The organism is Flavobacterium davisii, from assembly GCF_042182265.1.
GTDB classification, from domain to species: Bacteria; Bacteroidota; Bacteroidia; order Flavobacteriales; family Flavobacteriaceae; genus Flavobacterium; species Flavobacterium davisii.
Genome location: NZ_CP097869.1, coordinates 3,140,517 through 3,152,406 on the forward strand (window position 1 = coordinate 3,140,517; position 11,890 = coordinate 3,152,406).

Genomic DNA, 11,890 nt, shown 5'->3' on the forward strand with positions numbered 1-11,890 from the left:
AACACTCTGTTTCAAAACGCAAAAAAACGGTTTCTAAAAAATTCTATCCTAAAGGAGAAATCACATTAATTTTAATAATCTGATTTCTCCTCATATTCAAAACAACAAACATAACATTATTATTTTCAGGATACTTTTTCTAATACGTAAATAAATCTATTAATCCCTCTCAAATATCCGATTGATTAATAAACATGATTAATTGATTAACCGCTTTTGCTCTATGACTTATTTTTGATTTATCTTCCAGTGTCATTTCCGCAAAAGTTATTTCATGTCCATCAGGTATAAAAATAGGATCATATCCAAAACCATTACTCCCTTTTTGTTCCAACGTAATAATTCCCTCTACAGTTCCTGTAAATAAATACTGTTCTCCCTCTAAGTTTAACGCTATAACCGTTTTAAAATTAGCTTTACGATTTAATTCACACGATAAAACATTTAACAACTTTTTTATATTTTTTTGATCATCTTTTTCTTCTCCAGCATATCTAGCCGAAAAAACACCCGGTTCTCCGTTAAGTACTTCTACCTCTAAACCACTATCATCTGCAAAACAAGGATATCCATATTTTTCGGTAACATAATTTGCCTTAAGACGAGCATTCCCTTCAATAGTAGTGGCTGTTTCTGGAATATCATCCAAACAATTTATATCCTTTAAACTCAAAATTTCAATACTATTAGGTATCAACTTTTGAATTTCCTTAATCTTATTCTGATTATTGGATGCAAAAACTATTTTCATATCTACAATTTAAAAAAGCAAGATAATATATTTTAACAAAATGTACGGATAATCCACAATAAAATCAGTAAACAACTACCTACCTTTGGGTACGTTCTTAATCAATTAAAACAAACTAAATTTTTAAACGAATTTTCTGATGAAGTAACTGCTGATTAAATTTTGTATTTATTATTGGGTAATTTTCTTAAATTTTTCTGTTGATTAGTAGAAGACCTACAACTTTATCTTATTTTTGTTTTTGGGAGATATACAATTATCGTTTAAAAATTTATAAAAAAACAGCCGTGTAACTATTTACAGGGCTGTTTTTAATTTACGCAAAGCCCAAATCAAAAAACAAATTTTAACATAATATACGGATAATCCGTAACCAAAATAAACTTAACTTATCTACCTTTGAATCACGTTCTTAATCAAGTAAACAAACTAAATTTTTAAACGAATTTCTGATAAAGTAACTACTGACTAAATTTTGTATTATTGGGTAATTTTCTTAAAATTTTCTGTTGATTAGTAGAAGACCTACAACTTTATCTTATTTTTGTTTTTGGGAGATATACAATTATCGTTTAAAAATTTATAAAAAAACAGCCTTGTAACTATTTACAGGGCTTTTTTAATTGATACAAGTCCTAATCAAAAACATAAATTTTAACATAATATACGGATAATCCGTAACTAAAATAAACTTAACTTATCTACCTTTGGATCACGTTCTTAATCAAATAAACAAACTAAATTTTTAAACGAACTTTAGATAAAGCAAACTACTAACTATATTTTGTATTTTTATTGGGTAATTTTTCAAAAAATGCTATTGATTAGTAGAAACACCACAACTTTGTCTTACTTATTTTGTTTTTGGGAGATATAAAATTATCGTTTAAAAATTTATATTCGGAGGTTATCTTATTATAAGATAGCCTCTTTTTTATTTGTAAACTACTCCCCTATTAACTAAACAAACTAAACAAACTAAACAAACTAAACAAACTAAACCAATCTATATATGAAAAAATATAGAGTACAAAAAGGCGACACACTCAATAGCCTAGCGGAGAAATTTGCCATAAAAGACGGAGCCAGCCTTCGCGCATTTCACAACATATATTGTCCTTTAGAAGACTTATTAGATTCAGAAGTCGTAGTAGGAAAAGAGCTTCTAATAGCAGAAGAAGCCCCTTATATAAAAGAAAAGCAAGAAAACAATGCCCCACAGAACAACGATACAAAAACAGAAGTAGCAGTATCCCAGAGTTCCAAAGAAGCAGCAAAAAAAGAAACAAGTCCAAGTTCTGACTCCTCCAGCTCCACTCCACACGAAGGCAAGCACTTTGTCGTACAAAAAGGACAATGTCAGTGCAACCAAGGGTTTCAATTTCCATCCTTTAAAGTAACCAGTCATACCAAACATTATTGGAATGATTCCCAAGGCAAGTCTGATTACTTGGCCGTAACAGAAGAAGATATACAACTAAATCCAACAGCACAACCCTTTGGACAATGCAAACTAAAACCCAGCTCCGGAGGGTATTTACCCTGCTCCTTTGCAGCCGCAGGGAAATGGACTAAAACCTATGATAAAGTAAAAATTTTAGACAAAAAATGCGTCACCGAAATATCCGAGTTAATGTGCAGTACAGGCGGTAAAATTACCATTTTAAAACACGGACAAGAAAGTCAAACCAGTAAAAACCAAGTTAAAAAAGCCAATCCACACGAACAACATCTATACAACCCCATTCTGAATTTTGAAGAATTTCAAGAAGAAATTAACAGTGATAATAATGAAATTTGGTAATAAAAAAACAGATTTATAATGAAAAAAGGGATATCCGTAATATCAGGCGTAACCTCGCCCACAGTAGGCGAAAAAATGACCTACCACATATCCGAATGGTACCCCAATACCCCCTTATCCGAAAGAGAAAAAGCCAACGTTACTTGGGAGCTATTCAAAAAAAGAAGCGATGGAAGATTTACCACCACCCATGTTAAGAAAAAAGGAGACAGCCGTTTTACCTTTGGCGAATCTTCGGCAGGAGAAACCTATCGATTAGAAGCCTATTTATACCAACCCGAAGGAGGCGGATTAATCATAACCCCCAAAGCCAGCAGAATCCCCAAAATATGCAAAGTAGACCTAACCTATGTAGACGATAGTAAAGGAAGTGTTTTTAGTTTTACAGAAAAACTACGAGCCAAAGCGCATTGTGTAAATATGTTTAACAAAGAAATCTTATTTACCTTATGGGAAGACGACGCAAAAGGCAGCGGACACAATGCCTCTAACAAACTCATTGATACAAAGAAGGCAAAAGTAGATTTATATGGTAATGTTGTAGTAGACTTTATGCTAACCAAAGCCTTGATGAAGAAAGCCATGCAAGGAGAAGCAGATATACGAGAACTAGAGTTTTATGTAACAGTAGAATATTACAGAAATAAAAAGCACACAACAGCAAACGTAGATATACAAAATCCATTACCTACAGAAAATAACCCCCCTTCTCAGTCTACGGGAATAAAAAAAGCCAAAGGTTCTCCAGCTGAAGAAAAACCAAAAAGCAAGAAAGAGGAAAGTGGCTTATTAAACCCTATTTCCGAAACCTTAGGCGAAATATGGGATTGGGTAGAAACCCAAGGAACCGCCCTAAGAGACAAACCCCACACCATTGAAATCCCTGAGGGGAAAAGCCCCGCTATTGTGGGGAAAACGAAGGAAGTGAAAAAAGAGGAAAAGAAAACCACAGGTAAATGTCCTAATTGTGACAAGGACATAACCGTAGCTGAACTTAGACAAATTTTCGAGCATGCAGATTTAACAACTTTAACTAAAGTCGCTGCTACCTATAATAAATATATGAAAGAGCTTGGTATGAATACTTGTTGGAACAAAGCTCATTTCTTTGCTCAAGCACGTATAGAATCTGGAGCTAGTTTGCATGTAAGTGGTGGTGAAAACTTTAATTGGTATTGGGAAAGTTTAATTACCACTTTTAGTGCATTTCAGACAGCAGAAGGAAAACAAAATGCTAGACTGTGGGGAAGACCTACTATTAAACCAAAATTACCAGGCGTAACATTAGAAAATCAAAAGAAAATAGCTAATTGGGCATATAATTATAGATTTAAAAAAGGTAAAGAGTTAGGAAATATAGTAGAAAATGATGGCTGGAATTTTAGAGGAAAAGGATTATTACAACTAACTGGTAGAACCGCATATGAATACGCTAATGCTTATACTAAAAAAGAAGGCGCAGATATAATTACAAATCCCGATTTAGTTGTAACTAATGTTTCAATAGCTATTTTATCATCTATGGCATTTTGGAAATGGAAAAAAATTGATACCATTGTTAATGGTAAAACTGACACAAAACCTGTTTGTATAAAAGTAGGTAAAGATGTTGATGGAAATCACAATTTAAAGCAGAATGTATTTACAACTTCAACTTCAATTACTTTTCAAGTAAATAAATGTAACCTTACAAAAACAGAAGAAGTTACCTCAAACGAAGAAACAATAATACGATTAGTAAGAAGATGGCAAACAGAAATCTCAACAATTGGAGAGTTTACAATTGACGGTACTGATATAAAAGGATATATTTTAGAAGAGAAAGGGCCAGACACAACACAATCAGGTAAACAACAGAGAATACCAGTCGGTACTTACAATCTTAAGTGGCATTACGGGAAAAAACAAAAAGGTGTTTTAAAATTATATAATGACGTAGTCTCTGAATCAAGAGCTATTTTAATACATTCAGGAAATAAGGCTTCGGAAACAGAAGGCTGTCTTTTGGCTGGATCAACAAAATCAAAAGATTATGTGGGTGGCAGTAAAGCAAAATTAGCAGAAATAAATGCCTACGTAAAAGAAAAAGGAGTAGAAAAAGCTAAAATTATTATAACAGCAAATTATGAATAGATTAATTATTTTTTTATTGTTACTAATTTTGCATAACAATTATGCTCAAAATAGCGCTAAAGAGTTAGAAAAGACATTTATATCTAAAAATGAAAAATTGTTTTTAGATAATTTCCCTGATAGTTTCAATAAATTCAAATCAACCTTTGGATGGAACGATAAATTAGAAAAGCCTAATTTACTTTATAACAATGCAAATGAGTATATAGACTATTTCTTTAAATTAGTTCTTAAACCAAATTACAATATCTACCAAAATAAAATTATAAAAATATCAATAAATGGAAAATGGGAAGCTGATGCAGTTGGTTATTTTCAAATAAAACTACATAACATCATCAAAACTAATAAAGATTTTGTCAAGTTATTAAGCAGTATAAATGAAAGAGAGATATCGTCATTTTGGAGATTTTACTTTGACAGTGAAGATTTAGATTATCCAAATGAATTAAACACTGTTCTTAATAAAGAAATGAAGAATAGGGCTAAAATGATTTTCGAAAAAATGAAGTTAGAAAAAAATCAAGATCCTGAAAATATTTCTAAAAATCAGCAGAGTAAATATCAAATTTTTGACAAAGACGGCTATACGAATTTAAGAGCAGGAAAAAATTCTAATTCAAAAATAATAGCCAAATTAGAATCAGGTGAAGAAATCACAATAATTGAAAGTATAGACAATTGGTGGAAAATACAAAATAAAAACAAGAAACAAGGATATGTACATAAAAGTAGAATTAAGCTCAAAGAGGAAGACAAATTAGTATCTGATAATTTAAACTTCATTAAAAACCTTGAAAAAAAAGGTTTCAAAAATATTTTAGAAAAAAAATGCGATTTAAATCAAGATAATATTAATGACAAAATAATTGTATATTCAACAGTTTTTTCAAAGAAGTCAAGTATTGATGATTATAAAGAATTTATAGTATGTGTTCTTATTGGTGATGATTTATTTCATAATAAAAACATTATTGAAAAATATTACAAAGATAATGTTGCCGCAGGATTCAATGACATTAAGATTAAAGACAATTTTTTCACAGTAGAACAGGTAAATGGCTCAGGTTATGGTATTGTACAGGAGTATACAACTTTTAAATATTCTAAAATAAATAATAAAATAATTCTACATAAATATTCTAGAATTGAAACCCTGAGAAGCTCTGGTGATGAGGATGAAAAAACATTTAATTTTTCAGAAAAAAACTTTGGAAGGATTCTTTTTGAAGATTACAATTCTGAGACAATATATGAAAAATGTAAAAAATAGTTTTTTTTATTATGATAGGCTTACTACCTTTTTTTGTTCCACATTACTCGACAAACTAAAAAAAGTAAATAAAAAAAATAATAATAATCTCATTAGGTTTCTTTATGTTTTCTTGTAAAGAAGACATAAAGAAAACGGATTCAGAAAAAGAAATAAAGATTTTCAAAGAATATTTTAGCAACAATGGATTAAAAAGTGATTACGATTTTAGCTCCATAATAAACGATAATTTAGGAATAGATAATAGCCAAGTAACTGAAACTGGATATACACAAATAAAATTTTTCGAAGAAGATTCAGATTATGTGTTATCAAGTGAAGGAAAATACATAAAGGAAGGAGCAGACATACTACCTGATTTAGATAATTTAAAAGAAAGTATCAAAATTGAAAAGAATGCATATTTTCAAAATATGCTTACATTAAATAAAATTTTATTTTTGAATGACAAAAATGCAATCACAAATCTATCAAATAGTAATAATGATTTAGTTATTTTATTCAACTATGAAAAAGATGATAATTTAACTACTACTGCATTAAAGAATCTTTCAAGTGCAGATGAGTTTCCTAATTAATTCAAGTTGCTAGTTTAAAAGGGAAAAAAAGAGAAGTAAAGGTTAAGTAAATTTGTTTTGCGAACCAATAAACAAAACCGATGCTTAGTAAAGACAAAATTATATCTTTTTTTGTTTAATAGATGATATTTTACAAGGAATTGACCATAAAGAAGACATTAGAAGACGTTTTAGTGATAGTGAAATTATTTTAGCAGCAATTTTATCATCAACAAGTTTTTATGGTAATCATTGTTCAGCTATTAGGTTTGTCAAACAATATGGATTTATCCCAGAAATGGTGGATGCGAGTAGATTTAATAGACGATTACACAAAATAGCGAATTTGCTTTATGAGTTATTTGAGATTGTAAGTTTCTATTTTAAAGAATTTTGTTATGAAATGCGGTATATCATTGATTCATTTCCTGTTCCAGTATGCAATAATATGAGAATTATGAACTGTAAAATTCTAAAAGAAGAAAAATATAGAGGATATACAGCAAGTATGCGAAACTATTTTTATGGTATTAAAGTGCAATTGCTTACTACAAAAGATGGGATTCCAATAGCTTTTCATTTTACACCTAGAAAAACTGGAGATGCCAAAGCAATAGGAAAAATGATTGACAAGTTACCTGTAAAAGCTTCATTATACGGCGATAGCACTTATACCGACTATGCTATAGAAGATATTGCCTTAGAAAGAAAATGTATTTCATTGAAAATTCAACGTAAATCAAATGCTAAAAGAATAGATACTTTGGAACAGAAAAATGAAAAACTTAAAATGAGAAAAAGAATAGAAACAACAATAAGTGATATTAAAAAAATGTTCCCTAGAACCATACATGCTGTAACATTGGAAGGATTTTTAATAAAGCTAACATTATTTGTCTTTGGACTTCAATTAAACAAAATAATCAACTAGCAACTTGAATTAATTATAAAAAACAACTAATTTTGAATAGAGGCTGCCCAAAAAATACACTGCACCCAAAAGTTTAGACAAATTTAAACTTAATTTTGATAATAATGAGTTCGATATTTTATCGGGCTCATTTTGTTTAGATTAGACTTGATTCTTTCGTTATTGTAATAGTTAATATATTCTTGAATTTCTTCTTTCAATTGAGCTATTGAATTATATTTTTTAAGATAAAATAGTTCTGATTTTAGAGTTCCAAAGAAGTTTTCAATGATAGCATTATCTAAGCAATTCCCTTTTCTTGACATACTTTGTATGATTCCTTTTTGTTTTAATAAATGTTGATACTGTTTCATTTGATATTGCCAACCTTGGTCTGAATGAAGTATTAGTTTAGTATTGTTTGGTATTTTTTTAAATGCTTTTTTGAGCATCACAACTACTTGATTAAATACTGGTCTTTCAGTTAGTTCGTAACTTATTATTTCTCCGTTAAACAAGTCATTTATTGGTGATAAATAGAGTTTATTTCCAGAGACATTAAACTCTGTTACATCGGTAGCCCATTTTTGATTTGGGGCTGTTGCTTTAAAATTTCGTTCTAAAACATTAGCAACAATTTTTCCTTGTTCGCCTTTGTAAGATTTATATTTTTTAACTCTGATGATGCTTTTTAATCCCATTAACCTCATTAATCGTAAAACTGTTTTATGGTTGATAATTATTCCTTTGTTGTTGAGTTCATCAGTAATTCTCCTGTAACCATAACGTCCTTTGTGCTTGTAGTAAATAGACTTTATTAACTCCTTGACTACCTTGTACTTATCAGGTAATTGATTTTGTTTTTGATGATAATAAAAACTGCTTCGTGCCATATTCGATTGATTTAAAAGTATTTTTAAATCAAATTTATGCCTTAATCCCATTATGACTTGAGCCCTTTGGTTTTTTCTTCGATTTGAATCAAGGCTTGCAACTTTTTTAAATATTCAAGTTCACAGCGTAAGGCTTCATTTTCTAAAAGAAGTGCTTCTTCTCTTGTTAACGGTTTGTCTGTTTTTCTTTGTTTCCTTTTAAAATTCATAACGTTTGGTCTGCCTTTGGTTTTTGGTTTTAAACCTGTTAAACCTTCTTCAATATAACGAATTTGCCAGCGTCTTATAATAGCACTCGACGAAATATTGAACAACAAACAAGCTTTACTCAAAGATAATGACTTGTTTTTAATAGTTTTCAGAACTTTTAATTTAAATTCTGCGTTATAATTTTTATTTTTCTGTATTAGCAAAAGACCTTTATTGCCAAATTCTTGATAGCGACTAATCCAATCTTTAAGACTGGTTTTCCCTATGTCATTTTCTTTTGCTACAATAGTTATTGCTTGATGTTTTTTTAAAACTTCTTTTACACAGCGAAGTTTGAATCCGTAATCATACTTGACTTTTCTTTCCATAAAAATACCCCCAAATAGTATCTAACTTTTTGGGGGCAGTGCAAAAGTAAGGACAGCCTCTTTTAATTAAGTTCTGATTATATTACATTTTTACGATAATAAACTCACTTCTTCTGTTTGCTTGATGTTGTTCTTCTGTACAAGAAGATTGGTTCGTTGGTTCACATCCACAATCATTTACTAATTGTGATTCTCCGTAACCACGACCTGTTAATCGTTCTTTGGCTATGCCATTTTTAACCAGCCATGCTACTGTTTCTTTGGCTCTACGGTCTGATAACTTAGCATTATATGAGGCTGTTTGACGACAATCTGTATGTGATCTAACATCTACTTTCATACTAGGATATTGTTTCATCACTTCTAAAATCTTAGCTAATTCTACTGCTGCATCGGAACGTATAAATGATTTATCTAAATCAAAATAAATAATTTTTATTTCAAATATTTTTGCTAAATCAGAGCCTTCTTTTATTTCTCGTACTTTTTTAGCGGTATCAATAGGTAGATTTGTTTTGCCTGTTTTATTTGGAATATTTACTGGTTTTTCTTTAGTTTCATAATCTTCTTTTTCTGCTCTAACATAATATTTTTTACCAGCTGGAACTTTTTTGAAATCATAAAATCCTTTCTCATCTGCAATAACTTTTCCTATTTCATTAAATTTTTCATCATATAATGTTACAGTTGCTCCTGGAATTACTTCTGAGGTTTCTGAATTAGTAACGACTCCTGATAGCTCGTGTTGAATTTCTAAATTTAATGGTGATTTTTCTATGAAGCTATAAATATCATCTAATCCTTTACCTCCTACTCGATTGGATGAAAAGAAGCCTTTGCCTTTTTCATCTATGATAAAGGCAAAATCATCCATGGGACCATTTACTGGGGATCCTATATTTATTAAATTGGACACCATTCCTTTATCGTCTAGTTGGGTAGCATAAATATCTAGTCCTCCTAATCCTTGCTGACCATCAGTGGCATAATATAACACGCCTTTATCTGTAATAAAAGGAAAGGTTTCTCTTGATTCTGTATTGATGGTATTGCCTAAGTTAACAGGTGTTCCGTAGCTGTTTTCTCCTAAAATAGCAACCTTGAACAAATCAGATTCTCCGTATGTTCCCGGCATATTGGAGGCAAAATATAATGTCTTTTCATCAGGAGATAAGGCAGGATGCGCTACACTGTATTGATCGCTATTAAAGGGTAATTCTACTACATTTACCCACTCTCCTTTTGAATTTAAACTAGCTCGATAGATTTTTAAATTGATGATTTTTTTATCATCTCTTCCTACTTTTCCTTCATTAAAATTATTGCGGGTAAAGTAAACTGTTTTTAAATCTTTTGTAAAAACAGGAGAATCTTCGTGGTACTTTGAGTTGATTGCTTTAGAAAAACGAGTAGCTTTAAGAAGGTCGTCTCCTATTTCATTTTTATCGGCAACATACAGATTGGTAAATGATTTACCTGTCCATTTTGCTTTTGTTTTAAATACTCCAATAGTATCTCTTGTTGAGGCAAAAAGAACTTTATCTCCATAAAATGCTGTACCATAATCCGAAGAACTACCGTTAATACTCACTGGTTTTATCTCAAAACGACCTGAATTTTTTGCAATAGTGTTTTTATAATCTTTTTGATTATTAAATATATTCGCTCGGGTATCCTTTGATGTTAATTGATAAAACTGATTCATATACGCATCTGATTTTTTATAATCTTCTAATGATTTAAGCGTTTGTGAATAGCGATAATAGTACTCAGGATCTACCGTTTCACCTAAAGTAAACAGTTCAGTATACCACTTATTTGCATCAACGAATTTAGCATTGTAATAATACGAATCACCTAAGCGTTGAAATAACTCTTTTGATTTGTATCCTTTTTGAGCTACTTTTAAGTAGGTATCAATTGCATCGACGTATGCTAAACCATTATAGTGATTACCGGCTCTTATGATTTTTTTCGCTTGTGCATATCCTCCATGCAAAGACAATCCTAGTACAGTAAATAAAATGATTTTTTTCATAATAATAGTTTTAGAAGAAACGTGGGGCTACCACTTTTTCTACTCGTTTAAACAATTCATAACGTAAAAATACTTCGTGTGAACCAGAATTAAAATTCCCTAATCTGGTAACATCTCGATCATAGGCGTATCCTATTAGCCAAGAGTCGTTAATCTGAAATCCTGCCATGGCACTCCATGCAGCACTCCAACGATAGGCCGCTCCCAATGAAAATTTTTCATTAAACCAAAAATTACCTGATAAATCAACTTGTAATGGGGCTCCGTTTACATATTTTATCATAGTTGTTGGCTTAAACTGCACTTCACTACTTAAACGAAATACATGACCCGCTATTAAGTGTGGGTGCATACGCTCACTTGCTACGTATTGCACGTCATTATCGTAATATTTTTGCTCCAATATAAAGGGAATTGATAAGCCTACATAGGTCTTCTCTGAATACCAAAATGCTCCAGCTCCTACGTTAGGAAAAAAACGATTATCTACATTTTGTCTTATCAAACCATCCGACACATTATGAATCTTAGTTTTGTTAAAATCAACACTAAAAAAATTTGCCGTCCCTTTTATTCCAAAAGACAATTTTGATCCCTCTGAAACTGGAATATTATAACTTAAATCTACCGATATCGCATTTTCATCGGAAGGCCCTATTTTGTCATTTATTACACTTACTCCTAATCCCATTTTATTGTTAATTCCTAAAGGTGTACTTAAGGCTAACGTATTGGTCTTAGGGGCTCCTTCTAAACCTACCCATTGGGAACGGTGCATTATTAAAGCACTAAAACATCCTCTAGTTCCTGCATAACCTGGATTTACATTAGCAGTGTTGTACATATATTGAGTATACTGTGCTTCTTGTTGAGCAAAAATAACTCCGCTCATTAAAAGTAGTAAATATATAATTTTGTTTTTCATATCATTTTCTTTTTTTAAATACCCTCCG

10 protein-coding genes are annotated in these 11,890 nt (G+C 30.8%); 5 read left to right on the forward strand and 5 right to left on the reverse strand.

The genetic code is table 11. From position 1 onward, the window contains the following. Positions 1 to 169 precede the first annotated feature (169 nt). Positions 170 to 751 carry a non-canonical purine NTP diphosphatase gene (locus NAB20_RS13435; protein ID WP_088394007.1) on the reverse strand — a complete coding sequence of 194 codons (582 nt, stop codon included), beginning with the start codon at positions 749 to 751 and terminating at the stop codon, positions 170 to 172. A gap of 1,012 nt (positions 752 to 1,763) precedes the next feature. Here NAB20_RS13435 and NAB20_RS13440 point away from each other — a divergent pair. The 5 genes from NAB20_RS13440 (at position 1,764) to NAB20_RS13460 (ending at position 7,449) form a co-directional block, all read left to right on the forward strand. Beyond that, a complete protein-coding gene (locus tag NAB20_RS13440) occupies positions 1,764 to 2,555 on the forward strand; it encodes a DUF4280 domain-containing protein (protein ID WP_127822823.1) in 792 nt (263 codons plus the stop codon). Positions 2,556 to 2,573: 18 nt separating this feature from the next. Further along, on the forward strand, positions 2,574 to 4,688 hold the full coding sequence (locus tag NAB20_RS13445; RefSeq protein WP_375605248.1) for a DUF5675 family protein: 2,115 nt from the start codon (positions 2,574 to 2,576) through the stop codon (positions 4,686 to 4,688). After that, on the forward strand, positions 4,681 to 5,961 hold the full coding sequence (locus NAB20_RS13450) for an SH3 domain-containing protein (RefSeq protein WP_375605249.1): 1,281 nt from the start codon (positions 4,681 to 4,683) through the stop codon (positions 5,959 to 5,961). The genes NAB20_RS13445 and NAB20_RS13450 overlap by 8 nt, the downstream gene beginning before the upstream one ends. Before the next feature lie 104 nt (positions 5,962 to 6,065). Then, positions 6,066 to 6,539 carry a hypothetical protein gene (locus tag NAB20_RS13455; protein ID WP_105197141.1) on the forward strand — a complete coding sequence of 158 codons (474 nt, stop codon included), beginning with the start codon at positions 6,066 to 6,068 and terminating at the stop codon, positions 6,537 to 6,539. 199 nt (positions 6,540 to 6,738) lie between these two features. After that, on the forward strand, positions 6,739 to 7,449 hold the full coding sequence (locus tag NAB20_RS13460) for an IS982 family transposase (protein ID WP_375605790.1): 711 nt from the start codon (positions 6,739 to 6,741) through the stop codon (positions 7,447 to 7,449). 89 nt (positions 7,450 to 7,538) lie between these two features. Here NAB20_RS13460 and NAB20_RS13465 read toward each other — a convergent pair whose 3' ends face one another. From NAB20_RS13465 to NAB20_RS13480, 4 genes are all read right to left on the reverse strand, one after another. Then, the gene (locus NAB20_RS13465) at positions 7,539 to 8,435 is read right to left on the reverse strand and encodes an IS3 family transposase (RefSeq protein ID WP_375605791.1); all 897 of its coding nucleotides are present in this window, start codon (positions 8,433 to 8,435) and stop codon (positions 7,539 to 7,541) included. Next, positions 8,372 to 8,899 (reverse strand): helix-turn-helix domain-containing protein, encoded by a 528-nt coding sequence (locus tag NAB20_RS13470; protein WP_375605250.1) that lies wholly within the window; start codon positions 8,897 to 8,899, stop codon positions 8,372 to 8,374. The genes NAB20_RS13465 and NAB20_RS13470 overlap by 64 nt, the downstream gene beginning before the upstream one ends. A gap of 82 nt (positions 8,900 to 8,981) precedes the next feature. Next, entirely contained in the window at positions 8,982 to 10,937 is a 1,956-nt protein-coding gene (locus NAB20_RS13475) for an OmpA family protein (RefSeq protein ID WP_088392663.1), read from the reverse strand. Positions 10,938 to 10,947: 10 nt separating this feature from the next. Next, positions 10,948 to 11,862, reverse strand: a complete 915-nt coding sequence (locus NAB20_RS13480) for a type IX secretion system membrane protein PorP/SprF (RefSeq protein WP_088392661.1) — start codon at positions 11,860 to 11,862, stop codon at positions 10,948 to 10,950. Positions 11,863 to 11,890 lie beyond the last annotated feature (28 nt).

Bases quoted from the DNA above. Each gene is read 5' to 3' on its own strand.
- NAB20_RS13435 (WP_088394007.1), bottom strand. From the start codon at position 751: ATGAAAATAGTTTTTGCATCCAATAATCAGAATAAGATTAAGGAAATT.
- NAB20_RS13440 (WP_127822823.1), top strand. From the start codon at position 1,764: ATGAAAAAATATAGAGTACAAAAAGGCGACACACTCAATAGCCTAGCG.
- NAB20_RS13445 (WP_375605248.1), top strand. From the start codon at position 2,574: ATGAAAAAAGGGATATCCGTAATATCAGGCGTAACCTCGCCCACAGTA.
- NAB20_RS13450 (WP_375605249.1), top strand. From the start codon at position 4,681: ATGAATAGATTAATTATTTTTTTATTGTTACTAATTTTGCATAACAAT.
- NAB20_RS13455 (WP_105197141.1), top strand. From the start codon at position 6,066: ATGTTTTCTTGTAAAGAAGACATAAAGAAAACGGATTCAGAAAAAGAA.
- NAB20_RS13470 (WP_375605250.1), bottom strand. From the start codon at position 8,899: ATGGAAAGAAAAGTCAAGTATGATTACGGATTCAAACTTCGCTGTGTA.
- NAB20_RS13475 (WP_088392663.1), bottom strand. From the start codon at position 10,937: ATGAAAAAAATCATTTTATTTACTGTACTAGGATTGTCTTTGCATGGA.
- NAB20_RS13480 (WP_088392661.1), bottom strand. From the start codon at position 11,862: ATGAAAAACAAAATTATATATTTACTACTTTTAATGAGCGGAGTTATT.